General features: G+C 56.5%; 19 protein-coding genes. 11 read left to right on the plus strand and 8 right to left on the minus strand.

Annotation, left to right across the window (positions count from 1 at the left end):
• Nucleotides 1-314: 314 nt before the first annotated feature.
• Entirely contained in the window at nucleotides 315-2,312 is a 1,998-nt protein-coding gene (locus tag AUC61_RS24295) for a type VI secretion system Vgr family protein (RefSeq protein WP_243248766.1), read from the plus strand.
• A 4-nt stretch (nucleotides 2,313-2,316) separates the two neighbouring features.
• Here AUC61_RS24295 and AUC61_RS24300 read toward each other — a convergent pair whose 3' ends face one another.
• From AUC61_RS24300 to AUC61_RS24315, 4 genes are all read right to left on the minus strand, one after another.
• A complete protein-coding gene (locus AUC61_RS24300; RefSeq protein WP_243248768.1) occupies nucleotides 2,317-3,090 on the minus strand; it encodes an enoyl-CoA hydratase in 774 nt (257 codons plus the stop codon).
• Nucleotides 3,091-3,163: 73 nt separating this feature from the next.
• Nucleotides 3,164-4,372: an acetyl-CoA C-acyltransferase gene (locus tag AUC61_RS24305; RefSeq protein WP_243248769.1), complete on the minus strand. Its 1,209-nt coding sequence runs from the start codon at nucleotides 4,370-4,372 to the stop codon at nucleotides 3,164-3,166.
• 104 nt (nucleotides 4,373-4,476) lie between these two features.
• Entirely contained in the window at nucleotides 4,477-5,244 is a 768-nt protein-coding gene (locus AUC61_RS24310; protein WP_243248771.1) for a 3-hydroxyacyl-CoA dehydrogenase, read from the minus strand.
• A 78-nt stretch (nucleotides 5,245-5,322) separates the two neighbouring features.
• Complete coding sequence (locus AUC61_RS24315; RefSeq protein WP_243248773.1) at nucleotides 5,323-6,396, minus strand: AraC family transcriptional regulator; 1,074 nt, start codon at nucleotides 6,394-6,396, stop codon at nucleotides 5,323-5,325.
• A 122-nt stretch (nucleotides 6,397-6,518) separates the two neighbouring features.
• Here AUC61_RS24315 and AUC61_RS24320 point away from each other — a divergent pair, with 122 nt between their 5' ends.
• Nucleotides 6,519-6,998 (plus strand): LEA/WHy family protein, encoded by a 480-nt coding sequence (locus AUC61_RS24320; RefSeq protein WP_243248775.1) that lies wholly within the window; start codon nucleotides 6,519-6,521, stop codon nucleotides 6,996-6,998.
• 36 nt (nucleotides 6,999-7,034) lie between these two features.
• Here AUC61_RS24320 and AUC61_RS24325 read toward each other — a convergent pair whose 3' ends face one another.
• The gene (locus tag AUC61_RS24325; protein WP_243248777.1) at nucleotides 7,035-7,289 is read right to left on the minus strand and encodes a hypothetical protein; all 255 of its coding nucleotides are present in this window, start codon (nucleotides 7,287-7,289) and stop codon (nucleotides 7,035-7,037) included.
• Nucleotides 7,290-7,452: 163 nt separating this feature from the next.
• Between AUC61_RS24325 and AUC61_RS24330 the strand changes: the two genes are divergently transcribed.
• The gene (locus AUC61_RS24330) at nucleotides 7,453-7,773 is read left to right on the plus strand and encodes an ElaB/YgaM/YqjD family protein (RefSeq protein ID WP_122664479.1); all 321 of its coding nucleotides are present in this window, start codon (nucleotides 7,453-7,455) and stop codon (nucleotides 7,771-7,773) included.
• A gap of 165 nt (nucleotides 7,774-7,938) precedes the next feature.
• Here the strand turns inward: AUC61_RS24330 and AUC61_RS24335 are convergent, their stop codons facing one another.
• The 3 genes from AUC61_RS24335 to AUC61_RS24345 all read right to left on the minus strand — a co-directional run bounded on the left by AUC61_RS24335 (nucleotide 7,939) and on the right by AUC61_RS24345 (nucleotide 9,233).
• On the minus strand, nucleotides 7,939-8,439 hold the full coding sequence (locus AUC61_RS24335) for a hypothetical protein (RefSeq protein WP_243248779.1): 501 nt from the start codon (nucleotides 8,437-8,439) through the stop codon (nucleotides 7,939-7,941).
• Between the two features lie 113 nt (nucleotides 8,440-8,552).
• A complete protein-coding gene (locus tag AUC61_RS24340; protein WP_243248781.1) occupies nucleotides 8,553-8,903 on the minus strand; it encodes a hypothetical protein in 351 nt (116 codons plus the stop codon).
• Between the two features lie 45 nt (nucleotides 8,904-8,948).
• On the minus strand, nucleotides 8,949-9,233 hold the full coding sequence (locus AUC61_RS24345) for a hypothetical protein (protein WP_243248783.1): 285 nt from the start codon (nucleotides 9,231-9,233) through the stop codon (nucleotides 8,949-8,951).
• Nucleotides 9,234-9,392: 159 nt separating this feature from the next.
• On the opposite strand from AUC61_RS24345, the gene AUC61_RS24350 reads away from it, so the two are divergent.
• The 8 genes from AUC61_RS24350 (at nucleotide 9,393) to AUC61_RS24385 (ending at nucleotide 17,784) form a co-directional block, all read left to right on the plus strand.
• A complete protein-coding gene (locus AUC61_RS24350) occupies nucleotides 9,393-10,460 on the plus strand; it encodes a M4 family metallopeptidase (protein ID WP_243248784.1) in 1,068 nt (355 codons plus the stop codon).
• Between the two features lie 17 nt (nucleotides 10,461-10,477).
• Nucleotides 10,478-10,777 carry a protealysin inhibitor emfourin gene (locus tag AUC61_RS24355; protein WP_243248786.1) on the plus strand — a complete coding sequence of 100 codons (300 nt, stop codon included), beginning with the start codon at nucleotides 10,478-10,480 and terminating at the stop codon, nucleotides 10,775-10,777.
• Nucleotides 10,778-11,117: 340 nt separating this feature from the next.
• Nucleotides 11,118-13,229 carry a putative bifunctional diguanylate cyclase/phosphodiesterase gene (locus AUC61_RS24360; RefSeq protein WP_243248788.1) on the plus strand — a complete coding sequence of 704 codons (2,112 nt, stop codon included), beginning with the start codon at nucleotides 11,118-11,120 and terminating at the stop codon, nucleotides 13,227-13,229.
• A gap of 242 nt (nucleotides 13,230-13,471) precedes the next feature.
• Nucleotides 13,472-14,104 (plus strand): paraquat-inducible protein A, encoded by a 633-nt coding sequence (locus AUC61_RS24365; protein WP_243248790.1) that lies wholly within the window; start codon nucleotides 13,472-13,474, stop codon nucleotides 14,102-14,104.
• Nucleotides 14,101-14,715 carry a paraquat-inducible protein A gene (locus AUC61_RS24370; RefSeq protein ID WP_243248792.1) on the plus strand — a complete coding sequence of 205 codons (615 nt, stop codon included), beginning with the start codon at nucleotides 14,101-14,103 and terminating at the stop codon, nucleotides 14,713-14,715. Before AUC61_RS24365 ends, AUC61_RS24370 begins: the two co-directional genes overlap by 4 nt.
• Nucleotides 14,708-16,390, plus strand: a complete 1,683-nt coding sequence (locus tag AUC61_RS24375) for a PqiB family protein (RefSeq protein ID WP_243248794.1) — start codon at nucleotides 14,708-14,710, stop codon at nucleotides 16,388-16,390. The genes AUC61_RS24370 and AUC61_RS24375 overlap by 8 nt, the downstream gene beginning before the upstream one ends.
• Nucleotides 16,387-16,998: a PqiC family protein gene (locus tag AUC61_RS24380; protein ID WP_243248796.1), complete on the plus strand. Its 612-nt coding sequence runs from the start codon at nucleotides 16,387-16,389 to the stop codon at nucleotides 16,996-16,998. Before AUC61_RS24375 ends, AUC61_RS24380 begins: the two co-directional genes overlap by 4 nt.
• A 300-nt stretch (nucleotides 16,999-17,298) precedes the next feature.
• Nucleotides 17,299-17,784 (plus strand): helix-turn-helix domain-containing protein, encoded by a 486-nt coding sequence (locus AUC61_RS24385; protein ID WP_243248799.1) that lies wholly within the window; start codon nucleotides 17,299-17,301, stop codon nucleotides 17,782-17,784.
• Nucleotides 17,785-17,845 lie beyond the last annotated feature (61 nt).

Raw genomic sequence — 17,845 nt, forward strand, 5'->3', positions numbered from 1 at the left:
CGCTTTGCCCGATGCGCCAGCATCCATTAACGGGCTGACTGCAAACCAGGGCAAAGCGTTAAAAATGAGGTGGCTACGTGTCGAGACCGATGCACGACGACGGCGCATTTTATACCCGATGACGCCAGATGAAACCCCCGCCGTTGTCCATTGAGCACCGTTTGCGGATTGCATCGTGATTAATGCACTGCAACGCAACTAGCGACATTCCTCTTTAACTTGTAGTCCCTTTCCGAAAAATGCTTAAGCGATGCCCATAGACCGTGGCATTTCGTACCCTCTGCCCCCTCAAATTCAAGGTGGGAGCGATGTGGATGTCCGAAGGCCAACAAATGCCGATCACACTGGCGATTGTCGATCACAAGATGAATCTGCCTGTCATCAGCATCAGCGGGCGGGAAGCCCTGAACGCCCCTTACAGTTTCGTCGTCGATTTTCTGTGCGCCGACCCACACCTGGATTTCAGGGCCCTGGAACAACAGACAGCCTACCTCACGCTAAGCCTGAACAATGGCGTACATGGCAAAATCAGCAATGCTAACCGACTGTATAGCGGAGCAGCCCTGAGTCTTTACCGGATAGAACTGGGCCCGACGCTGCTAGCCCTGCAACACCACCGCCAGCATCGGGTTTTTCAGGGCCTGAGCGCACCGCAAATTATCTCCAGGCTTATGGAAGAGCATGGGCTTGCCCCGGATACTTACCGTTTTGAGCAATTGGTGGGCATTTATCCGCAGCGAGAAGCGTGCGTGCAGCACGAAGAGACCGATCTGCATTTGCTGCTGCGGCTTTGCGAAGAAGAAGGCATTCATTTTCGCTTTGAACACCGGGAGTCATCGCACGTGCTGATCTTCGCCGACGATCCGGCTTCTTTTTCACACCGCTCCGCGCCTGTGCAATTTCAGCTACCGATCTCGCAAGGCGTCAGGTCTCCCTCCCTCTCGCACCTTGCAGAACAATGGGCAATGGCGTCGACGACAGCCCATTACGAAGCGCCTGACCATGGCTGGACGCTGAAGGAACGAACCACTGACAACCGCAATGGGCAGGAGGCCAGTAATGAGCGCTTTGACGCCAGCGTTCTTTCACGCCTACCCACGGAAAGTCAGGCACATGCTCGCCAGATCAGCGCCCGGGCTCTAGAACGTCAACGTTGTGAGCGCCGTATCATTCTCGGGCTCAGCATTGAACTTCCTCTGACCCCTGGCCAGATCATGCAGGTTCAAGCGCATCCGGAGGCACGCTTCAATGATCAATGGCTGGTGACTGAGGTGAGCCACGCCGGTAAGCAACCCGAAGTTTTAAAAGATCACCCCCCGGAGGATACCGCGCAGATCATCGACATCCTGCAAACTCTCTCGACACCGCAACAGGAAGGATCGATACAGTGCGAAATAGAGCCGTTTAGTCAGGGCTACAGCAGCAGTTTCCGGGTACTGCCTTGGGAAATGCCCTTCAGGCCCGGCTTGAAGCACCGCAAGGCCGCCGCTACCCGCTTTCTGCCCGCAACCCTGTTGAGTCGCTGCGAGCAAGAACAGGATCAACTGCTCAACGGGCGGCTGCCTGTCAGATTCGACACACAACGCTCAGCGTGCGCAACCAAAGACGAGCTTTGCGCGCCGACTTCGGTTTCTCTGGAGCAACTCAAGGCACTGCGAATCGGTACAGCACTGTTGATTGCCCACTTTGACAACGACCCCGATCGGCCGATTATCCACGGAGTGCCAGACGAACATGGCACGCTGCTCAAGGAGCAAAAAAGCCTGGATAGCCTGGATGGCTTGCCCACAGCGCAAGCAGTCCATCTGGTCGGGCCTCAGACACTCCATCTGGTGACCTGTCGAGATCTGGCACTCACTACCGCCGAGAGCAGATTCGAACTCACTGGTACGCGCATCCTCATGACGGGCACACCGCCAAAGTTGACTGCCCAGTCCCACTGCGCAGCACTTGAAGTACCCGTGCAGCGCGCCGCGCTGTCATTCTTCGACGCGGACTTGCGTCTGACCGAATACCCCGGCCTGAAGGGCGCGCCACTGCCTGACCGCTTGTGGTACATCGTTCGAATGCGCGAAGCCGGATTGCAGTTTCTCGCCCGCCTGCAACCGGAGCACTTTCTGTTCGAAGGTAAAACCGATAAACACGGCTACTGCGGACTAGGCGCCCGGCAGTTGCGCGAACTGGCCACGGCATACCGCAAGACGCCCGACGGCCTGTGCCTGATTCACCCCGGGCATTGCATCAAATTGCGGGACTGGTTCGAACAGAACTGGCCTTCGCGATTGCATCAGGCATTCATCCAGCACGGATGAGCTGTCAGCGCCCCCTGAAGCGTGGCTCGCGCTTCTCGATGAATGCAGCCATGCCTTCTTTCTGATCTTCAGTCGCAAACGCAGCATGAAACACACGACGCTCGAAACGAATGCCCTCGGCGAGACTGACTTCGAACGCCCGGTTGACGCTTTCCTTGACCATCATCGCCACAGGCAGCGACTTTTCGGCAATGGACGCAGCGACTTTCAGCGCTTCACTCAACAGTGAATCAACCGGTAGAACCCTGGCCACCAGCCCTGAGCGTTCCGCTTCCTGGGCGTCGATAAGCCGGCCAGTCAGGCACATTTCCATGGCTTTGGCCTTGCCTACCGCATGGGTCAGACGTTGCGTCCCGCCCATGCCGGGCAATACGCCCAGCTTGATCTCAGGCTGGCCGAAGCGGGCGTTGTCTGCCGCCAGAATAAAGTCGCACATCAAGGCCAGCTCACAACCGCCTCCTAGCGCGAAACCAGCCACGGCGGCGATCATCGGCTTACGTCGACCGGCAACCCGGTCACTGTCGCTGAACAGATCATCCAGGTAAATCTGCGGGTATTTCAGCTCAGCCATCTCCTTGATATCGGCACCCGCGGCAAAGGCTTTGCTGGAGCCAGTCAGGACGATACAACCCACGTCACGGTCACCGTCCAGCTCGTCCAGGGCGTGGTTCAGCTCGCTGATCAACTGCGCGTTGAGGGCGTTCAACGCCTCGGGACGGTTGAGCGTAATGAGCGCTACCCTATCTAGAATCTCTACCAGAATGCAGTCGTAACTCATTGATAATAAACTCCTTTATAAAAAAACAACCATAATAGAAATAACATTAACAATTAACGCTTAATAACTGTTTTTACTGGATTATTTCCAAAGCCATTGCCGTAGCCTCTCCACCCCCTATACAAATGGCTGCAACGCCACGGTGCAGTCCATTCCGTCGTAATGCGCCCAACAGAGTGACCAGAATGCGGGCACCCGAAGCGCCTATCGGGTGCCCGAGTGCGCATGCACCGCCATGGATGTTGACCTTGTTGTGAGGCAAGTTCAGTTGGCTCATCGCAGCCAGCGTCACGACGGCGAACGCCTCGTTGATTTCGAATAGATCAACCTCCTCCAACGCCCATCCTGTACGTTCCATCAACGCACGAATTGCCCCGATGGGTGCGACGGGAAACAACCCAGGCTCATCGGCAAAAGCCGCATGCCCCTGAATAATTGCCAGAGGGTTCAATCCTCGTCGTGTTGCTTCTGAACGCTGCATCAGCAGCAGCGCAGCGGCGCCATCCGAGATCGAACTGGAGTTGGCCGCAGTAACAGTACCGTCCTTGCGAAAGGCCGGTTTGAGTGTGGGGATTTTATCCAGCCGTGCCTTGGGGGGTTGCTCATCCTGGCTTACCAGGCGTTGCTCTTTCCCTGATACGACCTGCAGCGGGACTATTTCGTCCGCGAACCAGCCTCTTTCGATCGCTTCCTGTGCACGGTTCAGTGAAGCGACTGCAAAGGCATCCTGGACCTCGCGGCTGAAATTGTGGCTTTCTGCGCACTGCTCGGCATAGGTGCCCATCAGTCGCCCCGGCTCATAGGCATCTTCCAGACCGTCGAGAAACATATGGTCGAGCACCCGACCATGGCCCATTCGATAGCCCGCGCGAGCCCGGTCCAGCAGATAAGGCGCATTGGACATACTCTCCATGCCACCCGCTACCATTACTCGGGCGCTACCAGCCAGCAACTGGTCATGGGCCAGAATCGCTGCCTGCATACCCGATCCACACATTTTGTTCAGCGTCGTGCATCGCGTCGACGTGGCAAGCCCGGCACCCAGTGCGGCCTGCCGAGCGGGTGCCTGTCCCAGCCCTGCTGACAGCACACAACCGAATAACACCTGCTCGACATCCTGGGGCGGGACGCCTGCGCGCTCTACGACTGCACGGATCGCCGCCGCCCCCAACTGTGGCGCAGTCAGGCTCTGCAAGTCCCCTTGAAAGCCACCCATAGGGGTACGCGCGGCGCTGACTATTACGACGGGATCATCATTCAAACCTGGATTTACTGACGGCATGTTCAGTTCCTCATTGAGCAGGTTGCGATTTGACTGGAATACCTACCTGGCAACACCGGCACTACGCAGTACCGGCACTACGCGGCATGGCGCAGTGCGCATGCTCATCTGGCTGCCATCCGTAACGCTCCGTCCAGACGGATCACTTCGCCATTAAGCATCGGATTTTCAATGATGTGCCGAACCAGCGCGGCGTATTCGTCCGGTTTGCCCAGACGCGGAGGGAACGGCACACCCGCGGCCAACGACTCGCGCACTTGAGGTGTCATGCCCGCCATCATTGGCGTTTCGAAAATACCGGGGGCAATGGTCATGACCCGGATCCCAAAGCGGGCCAGCTCTCTCGCAGCGGGCAGGGTCATGCTGACAATGGCGCCTTTTGAAGCGGCATAGGCCGTCTGGCCAATCTGACCGTCGTATGCAGCCACTGAAGCGGTATTAATGATCACGCCCCGCTCGCCGCTTTCATCTGCAGTGACGGCGGAGATAGCTGCACTGGCGAGTCGAAGAAGATTGAAACTGCCGATGAGGTTGACGTCGATCACCCGACGAAAATCGGGCAGAGGGTGCGGCCCATCTTTGCCGAGGATTTTTTGCGCTCCGACGATACCGGCACAGTTGACCAGACCATGGAGCGCGCCGAACGCCTCAACACTCGCGTCTACCGCAGACTGAGCCGAACCCTCTTCGCAAACATCGGTGACAACTGCCCGGGCGTTCGGCCCAAGCTGATCGACCTGCACGGCTAATGCATCGGCATTGAGGTCGGCAAGCACAACTTTGGCCCCTGCGCCGATCAGCATGCGCGCAGTGGCGGCGCCTAATCCCGAAGCCCCGCCGCTGACGAGGAATACCTTGTCGCGAATATCCATGAGTGACCTCTATTCGGTGTGTTGTTTTTGTACCGAAATAGTCGCGCTGCTACCTGTTTCAGGCAATGGCCAAAGTGCTCAGTGTGGATGACCGGTTTGGCCAATACGGCCCAGTACCACATCCCGATAATGACCCGGGTTGGTCCCTGACCATTTTCGAAATGCTTTGTGAAACGAACTGGCGTCGGCAAAGCCAAGACGGCTGGCGATGGTAGTGAAGTCGAGTTGCTCATCGGCCAGCCAGCCGATTGCCAGGTCCTTGCGCACGGAGTCCTTGAGCGCCTGGTAGCTTTGCGCCTCTTCGGCCAGACGCCGACGCAGCGTCGAACCGGACATGAACAGCCCCTGCGCGAGCTCGGCACTGTTCGGCCACTGCTCCGCAGGCAGACTGCGCAAATATTGGCGGATGCGACTGGCCAGACTTTGTGAATCCCGGTACCTGACCAACAGGTTGGCGGGGACTGTGCCAAGGAAAGCGTCGAGTTCGGCAGTACTGCGTCTTATAGCCAGATCAAGGCAATCAGCAGCAAAGATCATTCTCGACCGCGGACGCTGGAAGCGCAGATTTTCCGAGAACATCACCTTGTAATCCTCGATGTAATCCGGCTGCACACATCGCAACTCAATGCCCAGAATCGGCACGCGTCGCCCACATAACCAGCAGGCAACGCCATGCACAATCATCCAGAACGTGAAGTCTGCGAACGCCCTGGAAACCGCGCCTTGCGGATGATCAATAACAATTTCTGCCACGCTTTGCTGGCGGATCAAGCGGGCACCAAAGCGCTCAAGCATCAGCCCGAGAAACGCCAGGCCGGACTCAAGGCCCTCGGCAAGTGTCGGCTGCGCCATGGAAGAGCGACAGAGAAACTCAAGGCTGCCCTTGCGCAATGGCCTTGGGTCCATGCCAAAGAACAAATCGTCAGTGCAGCGTTCGAGGCTGCGCCACAGCGCCGCGTATGCGCTGACCGGTACCCTTGCCCTGCTTTCGCCCATCACATCAGGCGCGATACCCGCCTGCGCCAGCAGCGCCTGCTGCTCATCCTTGGGCAAACGGCTTTCCAGCAGCGCCTCACGGACCAATTCAATGGAAATGGTGTCCTTGACGATCGCATTTGCAAGCGGTGGCGCTGGTTTCTGGTGTCTGGGCATCTGCGACTCGGCAACAGGCAGGTCCAGCAGCATAAGCCAGAGCAGGATGAAAACGAATCTCTACGCACGAGTGAGGTCTGACCGGAAAGCGCAGCCCTGTCACGACCCCAGGAAAACACCGAATGCCCTTACGCCCGATTCGTACGCTGCTGATCAGCCTGCTGCTGTTGACCTTGAATGCCTGCGCGCTGTTGCCCAATCGTGACCCGCTGAATATCAATGTGGTCGGTATTGAGCCGTTACCGGGTCAGGGCCTTGAAGTCAGGCTTGCGGTGAAGTTGCGACTGCAGAACCCTAACGAGAACGCCATCGAGTACAACGGCGTGGCGCTGGACCTGGACGTGAATGGCAAATTACTGGCTTCAGGTGTCAGCGACCAACAGGGCACCATCGGACGGTTTTCGGAAGCCGTTCTGGTCGTCCCTGTCAGCGTGTCGGCCTTTGCAGCCCTGCGCCAGGCCGTGGGCCTGACGCAAAGCCAAAGTCTCGATAATCTGCCCTACACCTTGCGCGGCAAGCTGGCCGGAGGGCTGTTCGGCACCATGCGCTTCAAGGACAGCGGTGTCTTGAACCTGCCGCAGCCCATCGACGGTAGTTGGTAAACCTGGACCTGCGGGAGCTCACCCGGGAAAAAGCAGTTACTTGTTGGCTGCCATCAGACGATTGACTTCGCTGCGTACCATATTGGCGTATTCAGGCGGGCTCATCGCATCAAGCTCCGCACGAACCCATTCGGACCACTTGCCTTTGCGTTTGGAACGTTCGCCAAATATCCGCGCGGCATCGCCTTTGGCCTTGCCCAGATTGCTTTGCCATAGATCGAAGAGGCGGGATTTCTCGTCTTCGAGCGCTGCGCGTTCTGGGAGTGGCCGGTTGGCCAGATTGAAACTCATAACGGTCACCTGTGACTAAAAACCGGAAGCATCTTACACCCGTGAGCGTCGGTTTCCGGCAAATTCCACCAGCAAAATTTCTTTCGTCTTACAGATAACTGCAACTTTTCGCGAGACGCAGGACTCCATTGCTCACTGCCATCATCAACGAAAGGAAAACATCATGGCTCGTAAAACTGCCGCTCAAAACACTGCAGAACAGATCAAGGACCAGGCTTTCAGCGAACTGCAGGCCCTGATCGAAGAGTCCGACAAGCTGCTCAAAGACAGCGCCGCGCTGGTCGGTGAAGACGCAGAAACCCTGCGCGCACAGCTTGGCTTGAAACTGAAACAGGCAGCGGATTCTGTTGCTAGCGTGCGCGAACGCACCAAGCCAGTGGTCGAAGCGACTGAAACCTACATTGGCGGTCATCCATGGCAGACCGTGGCCATTTCGGCAGGCTTTGGCCTGGTAGTGGGTTTGTTGCTGGGTCGTCGCGACTAAACCTGAAAATCTTTTGATCCATCGCGGGCAAGCCAGAGCGCTATCCAGGTCGCCTCCAAAGGGCGACCGAATAGCGGGCCAAGACCTTGGCTTGTAGGAGCAGAGCTTGCTCGCGATAAGAACACCACGGCCTCCTGTGTAAGCTTCAGTTGCACCTACTGGTTTTTAAACCGAACTCCCCGGCACCAACAGTTGTAGCTGCCTGGCAAAGTGATCCGCCGTAAATGGCACCGGCTCGGATTCTTTCACGCCGATTCTTTTCTTCTCCATCCACTGCACGCCTTGCGTCGCATCCACGCAGGTCAGTGATACCTGTTCCTGAGCATGCAGACTCAGCCCCGTAGCCGCTATCGACACCTGCCCTTTCGGGCCCATCGCCTCAGGTATCAAAGCAACCTGTCGCCCGGCAATCGAGAGCGTCAGACGCTGCGTGCTGAATGGGGAATTTTCATCGGGGTAGCCCTTGCTCTGCGCAAGGTGCGGCTCGTACGTCACAGTGATCTGTCCACTGTCAGTCAGTGGCTTGAGCCAGATTTCAACCTGCTCGTAGAGCGTGAGGATGCTCGCCTGCCACTGGGCAAGGCCAGTATGGAATTGCTGGTGCTTATGTTCTTCATTGCGTTGATTAGCGCTCAGCAGCTCGCCCAATCGTTGAATTTCGTCCATAACAGCGCTTCCCGGGGTTCACGCATCGAATGATTCGAAACGCGTGAACCGAGGGTGGCACAGCAACGAGCAAGTGTCTCTCTGCATTCGTGCCTGAGGCTGTCAGACGGTGATCAAGGTGCCCGCTGAATGACGACGGGAGCGGCCTTACGGTGAGATTTGGCTATCTTTGCCAGCAATTCAGTACGCGTCTGCTCAGCCTGTTCCGGGCTTGGATAAGGTCCGATCAGCAATTGCTGCTTGCCATCAATCGTGACGAGATAAGGCGGATAGCTGCGTTCGAGCAACCAGGCACTGATATCACTGAGCGCCTCATTGGCGTTGATCTGGATTTCCCACTGTGGAGCCGCTTGCGGGGCCTGGACAGTTGTTGCTGCCTGCACCTTGGGAGGCGGTGGAGTCGATTTGTCGACATCACAGCCAGCCAGTGCCAGCACCGCCATCATCATTGCCAAATTGCGCACGTCTGCTTGCTCCTTTCAAAAGTGGGCGCAAGTTTAGCATTGCTATCAACGACTACGGTCTATTCGGGCTGGCGACACTTCGTCGCCCTCTGTCATCAAGGAATTGACTAAATCCCGGCCTACGGCCACCCCCGCGTGGCGTGCCTCATCAACTGACAGGTAACCCCAGTTACAAATTCTAACGATTGGAACAGGTGTACGGCCCGGCATTGTCACCTTGACGTGTGCCACAAACTCAACCACTTCTTTGATCCCAGGCGCGTGTTTCACCTGAATTTCGATCACCTGCTCGCGATAGACGTCCGAAAACGTTCTGTGCGGCATATTCATTTGGCAACTGTCCATTGAATGGGTGAACTCATTCGACATCACCACAGCCTGATCGTTGTTAAATAAACTCTCAGGCAAACGGTCGGAACATCGCGGGGCACTGTGCTGCCTAAAAAAGAACCTGAAACGGTTTTGCAAGTACGCCCAGGGAGGCTCCACATGTGCCATCGAAATCCGCTGCATTGCATTATCCCGCCTTACATTCTTGAACATCTCGCCCAGTCATCTCACGCCCGGGTCAGGGCGCTGGCAATCACCAACCTGGCCAGCAGTTCAGCCTTCGTCGCCTTTCGCACTTCGGCACAAGCGATGCCCGCATTACTGGCGAGCAAATCGCCCGAGGGTAGAAAAAACCGGTTGGTTTACGACGCCAAAGGCACGAACACCCTGCCCGGCACCCTGGCGCGCTCCGAAGGCCAGGCGGATACCGACGATGCTGCGCTAGACGAGGCTTTCAATGGCTCTGGCGATGTCTATGACTTCTACGACGAACTGTTTGGTCGCAACTCGCTGGACGACAACGGCATGACGCTGATCTCTACGGTTCACGTTGCGGAGGTGGATTTTCAGGGGGATTTCGTGCCCATGAACAATGCCTTCTGGAATGGACAGCAAATGGCTTATGGCGATGGAGACGGTGAGGTGTTCAAGCGGTTTACCGGCAGTCTGGAAGTCATCGGCCACGAGTTGACCCATGGCGTACAGTCTTTCACCAGCAACCTGAATTATCAGGGGCAGTCCGGCGCACTCAACGAACATTTTGCCGACGTGTTCGGCATTCTGGTTCGGCAATGGAAAGAAGGCACCGCTGCCGCAGATTCAAGTTGGGTCATCGGTAAGGAACTGCTGGTCCCGGCTCCCACTCGCCGCGGCATACGTGACATGGAAAACCCCGGAACGGCGTATGTAAACGATCCCGAACTTGGCGACGACCCCCAACCTGCGAGCATGGCGGGTCTGTATACCGGCCCCAAGGACAATGGCGGCGTACACATTAATTCGGGCATCGCTAATCGGGCGTTCGTGCTGACCGCCAAGGCGCTTGGCGGCAACGCGTGGGAAACGGCAGGCCGGATCTGGTATGAAACGCTGCTGCAACTGCACAGCAACAGCCAGTTCATAGACTGCGCCAGAATCAGCGTTCAGGTGGCGGGCGGCAAACAATACGGCAGTGGGGCGAGAAAAGCCGTCAAGGCGGCGTGGAAAAAAGTTGGCATTAACGTTTGACTCGAAGGAGCACCATCATGCGTGTCTGCTATGTACAGTCAGGGGGTTTTATCGGAGCTATCAAAAGCTGCGAGGTGAATACGGCCGACCTGGAACAGCCAGAGGCCGAGCAAGTGAGGCGCCTGGTAGAAGATAGCGGCCTTAAACAGTCCGGCAACTTTATGTCTGATCGTGCGCGAGACCAGAAGCAGTACGAAATCACAATTGAAGACGAAACCAACGCGATCTGCATTTCGTTCGATGAGCACAACATTCCACCTGAAGCTAAAACGTTGCTGAGCTACCTGCAAACGCATGCAAAACCCGGGAAGCTTTGAGCTGAAAGCACTGGAAATGCCATCGTGCAGCAAACGGGTGGCCTGTAGGAGCCAACTTGTTGGCGATACGTCGGACCTGAACCCTTAAAAACTCAGCTTCGCCAACAAGTTGGTTCCTACAAGGTTTCAAATGCATTATTGACCTGATGCTTAATGAAATCTGTTTAAGACCGCGATGCGGTTCGTCAGGCAGCTCACCTGTCAAATTCCGACAATTACTATACAGATAAGCAGACAAAATAATGGCCATTTGATGCTATCATTACCACTGGATCCCATTCAGCAACCCTTCATTCCGACTTTGCAGTTGCTGGCGCGCCGATCCCACTCAGAGGAATAAATGATCGCACCCATCCTGGCTCTGTATTTCATCTCCACGGGAATATTGATCATGGGCGCGTTCAATGCTGCGTTGCTGGCCCGCAGCAGCGGCTACACGCGAGCCTGCTGGATGTTTTCGGCAATTTGTCTGGTGTTTACCCTGTTTCAGGTATCAAGTGCCCTTCAATACTCGGCCCAGACACTTGAAGCCGCCATTTCTGCTCATAAATGGGTCAACTTTTTTTCGTTGCTGCTGATACCGCTGAGCAGTTACCTGATAGCCGCGCTGCAAAACAGACGGAATGCTTACAGAGCCTGTTATCTAACGGCCGGCGCCGCACTTGTCGCAATCATCTATAACGCGGCTGCGCCCTTGGGCTACCGTTTCGCTCAACTGGACTCGGACAGTCCGAGCACATTCGCGTGGGGCGAACAGTTATACATTCTGTCCGGAGAGCCATCGGCCGTTTATCACGTTATGCGCGTGTTCTCCTACGGCATGCTGATCTGGGTAACAGCCTTTGCACTGAGCATAAGAAAGCAGGCGGGAAAACTCTCCAACATCGTGATCTGGACGACTATTACCCTATTGTTGAGCGCGACGGTGTGCACCAGTCTGGCCGACGCAGGGATCGTCAAACTGCCCTACCTGGGCGCGTTTGCCTTCTTGTTCCTGGCCGTCTGGTTTTCCGTGATGATCAAGACAAATGTCTCCAGGAGCAGGCGAGAGAAGGCACTGATCAATAAAGCCCTTGAGCAGGAAATCAACAGTCACCGGATCGCCAACCAACGCTTTGAACACGCGCTTCACAACGATGCTCTGACGGCACTGCCAAATCGCGCAGGTGCATTGGTCAGGCTGCAGAGTCTGATAGCAATCAACAGACAGAGTCAGACCCGGCTGGTGGTATTTCTGCTGGAGCTTGATCAACTCGGGATTATCAATGGCACCCGAGGCCACAAAGCAGGCGACCAGCTACTGATAGAGATCGCCCAACGCCTGCAGCTCACGACGCGAGACAGCGACCTGATTGCCCGGGTGGGTACCGGTCAGCTGTTGGTGGGCGCCAGCGGAATCAAGAGCGAGCAAGGTGTCTCCTGCCTGCAAGAGAAATTGTCCAAGGCCCTGGCATCATCGTTCGATGTCGCTGGCAGCCCGTTGAAAGTGACCTCAAGTGCCGGTGTGGCAGTATTTCCTGATGATGCTTGCCAACCCGAGGACATCCTCGGCGCGGCTGAACTGGCTCTGCATGAAGCCAAGAGTTTTGGTCCTGGCAATCTGCGGGTCTATCACCCTGCCCTGAAAGAAAACATTCAAGAGCAGGTCGAATTTGAAGCGGCGCTTGGTCAGGCCCTGGACCAGGGGCAGTTCTTCCTGTGCTATCAACCGCAGGTGCTGGCATCCAGCGGACAGACAGTCTGTCTTGAAGCGCTCATTCGCTGGCAGCACCCCGTATATGGGCTGGTCATGCCAGACCGTTTCATTAAAGTCGCGGAGTCCATGGGTATCATCGCCGACATGGGCGCATGGGTCATAGAAACAGCCTGCGAACAGCTCGCTCGCTGGCACGCCATGGGCTTTACTCACCTTAAAGTGGCCGTGAATCTGTCGGTGCAGCAATTACTGGCCACTGACCTTGAAGAAACCGTCACACAGGCGCTGCAGCGTTTTGACCTCAAGGGTGACAGCCTGGAGCTGGAAATTACCGAGTCAGTGCTCATGCAGGATCCGGAGCGCTCCATAGAGCGCCTTAGCGCCCTGCGTCGGTTAGGCGTCAGGCTGTCGATTGATGACTTCGGCACCGGCTATTCTTCACTGGGCTACCTGAGAGTCCTGCCCGTGCATGCGTTCAAGCTTGACCGCAGTTTCGTGCGCGATATTGGCAACGGAGGCAAGGATCTGGAAATTTGCGCCACGGCCATTGGGCTGGCGATAAACCTTGGACTGGAAATCGTCGCCGAAGGGGTTGAGACCGAAGTGCAAATAGAACAACTGCGCACGCTGGGCTGTCACCTGCTGCAAGGCTACTTCTTCGCCAGACCGTTGAGTGCGAGCGCGGCCGACGAGTATCTTGCAGCGGAGTTTCAGCGACAGCAGCCTCCTTCATACCCACAGATCGCGGTGATCTGAGCTCAGGCTCTCTGTCAGTGCAGTCCTATTCACCGACTCATGCCACGCACGCCAGTCGAGTAACGCCTCGTACTAAATAATGGCTTAGTGACATGTGAACGTCAGACAACGCCCGCGGTCCATCTTTCATACCGATACTGCTGACCTTTTCGGGACGGGCTGATAATGGAGCTATACAGATGCCTAGAAGTATCTTCTCGCCTTTCTGTCTCTTGCGTTATCCTCCCCGGCCCACGGCGTAGATGAACATCACTTTGCCTGATACCAGCCCCCCTGCTAATTTAATTATCTGCGAACATTGCGACTCGTTGTACGAGGCTGTGCCTTTGCATAAAGGCGAAACGGCTTCCTGCGCGCGATGTGGTGCCGTACTCGGGCGCGCTCATCGCCTGAGCCTTGAGCAATTGCTGGCGCTGACCATCGCCGCTGCTGTGCTGTTTGTATTTGCCAATGTCTTCCCGGTCATCAGCATCAGCATGAAAGGCCTGAGCAATGAGGTCACGCTCTGGTCTTCAGTCGAAGCGCTCGCTCAGGGACGCATCACTCTGATAGCGCTGGTCGCCGGGCTGTCGATTATTTTTGCGCCAATGCTGCAGATCATCCTGTTGTTCTGGGTGCTGTTACATGCCCAGAAAGGCCGAATAGCTCCGGGCTTCAAAATGTGTATGCGTGCGCTGGAACACCTGCGTCCGTGGAGCATGCTGGAGGTGTGCATGCTGGGCATCCTGGTGGCCATCGTGAAACTCTCGGGCATGCTCGACGTGCATGCAGGTGTCGGCTTGTGGGCGATGGCCATGTTGATGGTGCTGATCATCCTGATTGCCGGCAAACACACCCGCCGCCTCTGGACCGAATCAGGAGTGCAGCCTTCGTGAACGGTATACCCTTTGCCCACGAACACGGCCTTGTACTGTGTCATATCTGTGGCTACGCGTGCCCCGAAGACACGCATGAATGCCCACGTTGCGAATCCCCCGTGCATGCCCGTAAACCCAACAGCATTGTTCGCACCTGGGCTTTTCTGATTGCCGGACTGATTTTCTATATACCGGCCAACACCCTGCCGGTGATGTACACCACGATGTTTGGCAACAGCAGCCAGAACACCATCATGAGTGGAGTCATCGAATTCTTCAAAAGTGGTTCCTGGGACATCGCCCTGCTGATTTTCATCGCCAGTGTCGTGGTGCCCAGCATCAAGTTCGTGGTTCTGGGGCTGCTGCTTGTCACCTGTCAGCGGCGCAGTACCTGGGCCATGCGTGAGCGGGCAAAGTTGTATCGATTCATCGAACTGATCGGCTATTGGTCGATGCTCGATGTGTTAGTGGTGGCACTGGTTGCCGCCCTTGTGCAGTTTCATGAGCTCAGCACTATCGAGCCGAGAATCGGCATTCTGTTTTTTGGTCTTGTAGTGGTGATGACGATGTTCGCTGCCATGAGTTTCGATCCCCGGCTTATCTGGGACGCAGAGGTTGAAGATGTCTGACAATACCCTCCCCCCTTCTTCATCGGCTCCACGCAGCCCGGACATCAAACGGCGGCGCGTGCGTGTTTCGCTCGTCTGGCTGGTGCCGATCGTCGCGGCCCTGATCGGCCTCTCCATGGCCGTTCACGACTGGATGTCCATTGGCCCGAAAATTACCGTCAGCTTTCAGACGGCGGAGGGGCTGGAAGCCAACAAGACACAGGTCAAGTACAAGAACGTGGTCATCGGGGTAGTGACTAACATCGCGCTGAGCGAAGACCGCACGCACGTGCTGGCCACCATTGAGCTGAACAACAATGCGGGTCCGTTCACCCGTGAAGACACCCACTTCTGGGTAGTCCGACCACGTATTGGTGCGCAAGGCATCACGGGTGTCGATACCTTGCTGTCCGGAGCGTTCATTGGGGCAGACGCTGGCAGTTCGGAAAAAACCAAATCCGAATTCGACGGCCTTGAAACACCGCCTCCGGTCACCTTTGGCGACAGAGGCAAGCGTTTCAAGCTGCATACAGATGATCTGGGGTCTCTGGATATCGGCTCCCCTGTTTACTACCGACGCATCCAGGTCGGTCAGGTGGTGTCCTACGAACTGTCCAAAGATGGCAAAGGCGTCGATATCCAGATCTTCATCAACTCGCCCAATGATCAATACATCTCCACCGACACCCGCTTCTGGAACGCCAGTGGCGTGGATGTGACGGTTGGGGCTTCGGGCCTGAAGATTGATACTCAATCCATGGCCTCGATCCTATCCGGAGGGATCGCCTTCCGTGAACCGAACTGGAGTCCCGATGCCAAGCCTGCAGAAGAGAATGCCGAGTTCCGGATTTTTGACGATCAGACCGCAGCACTCGCGCCGCCGGATGGCGAACCCCGCTATATCCGCATGCGCTTCCAGCAATCCCTGCGTGGCCTGGTGGTCAATGCACCGGTTGATTTCCTTGGGGTGAACATTGGCCGCGTTGTGTCGGTGGACCTGGACTACGACCCTGCCTCTCAGTCCTTCCCGGGTATTGTTGGCGCGGTTATCTATCCAAAACGCCTCGGCGCAGCGGAAGAGAAGCTCCAGCAACTGGGCGGCAGCGGCGACCTTGATCAGCAATCTGCGCGCATCCTCGGCGCATTTGTTTCCCGCGGCCTGCGCGCCCAGATCCGCACCGGTAACCTGCTGACCGGCCAGTTGTACGTCGCGATGGACTTTGATCCCAAGGCACCAAAAGTCGTGTTCGACCCTAAGGCACGCCCGCTGGAAATCCCTACGGTACCGGGTAGCTTTGACAAGTTGCAGGAGCAACTGCAGGCCTTTGTCGAGAAACTCGGAAAACTGCCTCTCGATGATCTGGCGAACAACCTCAACGGCAGTTTGAGCGAACTTCAGAAAACCCTCAAAACCGTTAATGGTACGGTCTTGCCTGAGATGCGTGGCACCTTGAAACAGGCGCAGAAAACCCTCGGTACTGCCAACGACAGCCTGGCTGAAGACTCCCCGGCCCGTCAGCAACTGGGTCAGGCCATGGATGAGGTACAGCGCACCGCCCGTTCAGTCCGGGTGCTGACCGACTTCCTCAGCCGCCACCCTGAAGCGCTGCTCCGTGGCCGCACCGGTGACGCCGCGCCTGGTTCCTACAAAGCCCCGCCATCCTCTCGTGCCATCGACCTGGAGCCACAACAATGAGTCTGCGCCTGACATTCATGGCATTGGTTGCCGCCCTGGGCATCAGTGCCTGTTCCTCGACACCCACCCATTACTACACGCTGATCGCGCCCATGGGTTCTAACCCGCAACCGGTTGCCAGCCCTGCACCGTTCCAGTTCGAGATGCTGCCGGTGTTGATGGCCGTACAAGTCGATCAACCCCCCTTGGTGGTACGCCAAGGCAACGGCAGCCTGGCGATTCTGGACGCCGAGCGCTGGGGGTCGCCACTCGGTGACGAGTTTCATGATGCGTTGACCGGCCAACTGGAGCGTCGCTTCGGCAGCCGAGACATGGCCGGGCTGCCCAAGGATGCCTCTCAACCGGTGCTATCCGTGCGCACCGATGTACGCCGTTTTGAATCAGTGCTGAGTCAATACGCATTGATCGACGTGGTATGGACCCTGGGCCTGCGCAACAACGACGCCAAACGCCAAAGCCTGACCTGCAGCAGCGTTATCCGTGAGTCTGCGGGCGAAGGCATGGAGAATCTGGTGATTGCTCACCAGCGAGCGGTTTCGCGACTGGCGGACACTATCGCCAAAACGGCAACCGCCTGGTCGGCACAGACCAGTACGCGGTGCCTTTGATACGTTGAACTCCCTACGCGGCCCCTCAGTGGGCCGCTGCTTATGGCATTCATTGCAATGCATGCTTATCGTTAACACATCTGATTGAAACTATCGCCCAACTAATTAACGCGCCTGAACCCCCTTGAGTTTCATTTGGCTGTATTGTTAACATTCTTTTCGTGGCACAGACGCACCGGACTTTCATATCTGGTTGATTTCATTATCTTTGCTGTGAATCTGGATTAGTCATACTCACCCCTGACAAGTTGCCGCCCTCAGGCGTGGCAATCCTGATGAATAACTGCTCGGAAAACCGCCATGACTCACATCGGTCAACGTCTGAAAGAAGAACGCCTGCGCCTCAAACTGTCACAAAGCGCGCTGGGCTCAATTGGCGGTGTTGAAACCAATGCGCAAGGCAATTACGAAAACGGCTTGCGATATCCCAGAGCCGATTATCTGTCCCGAATCGCCAAAGGCGGTATCGATGTAGCCTATGTAGTGACCGGCCTTCGTTTGCCCGTCGTTAACGGGGAGTTGGGAGTCAACGAACTGTCGGCGAATTTGTCTGTGCACGATGACATGAACGGCACTGAGCGCATGGACAGCCTGATTGAACGTCTGCAGGCCAACCTGCACGGTATCACCACTGACTTGTATCAAATCAGTCGGCTGGCCGACGCCAGCAGTGGACCAGGTAAAGCGGGTAGCAGGCACACCCAGATCGAAAATATCAAGGGCGAGGCCGAAGCCATTGCATTGGCGACTTTACGCCTGATCTTCGTGACCTCGCGTTTGAACTGATTGAACACCCTCATTTGAAGTTATCGTTATAGCGATTATCGCGAATAGATATATTCGTTTG

This window comes from Pseudomonas maioricensis (genome assembly GCF_022790535.1).
GTDB lineage: Bacteria > Pseudomonadota > Gammaproteobacteria > Pseudomonadales > Pseudomonadaceae > Aquipseudomonas > Aquipseudomonas maioricensis.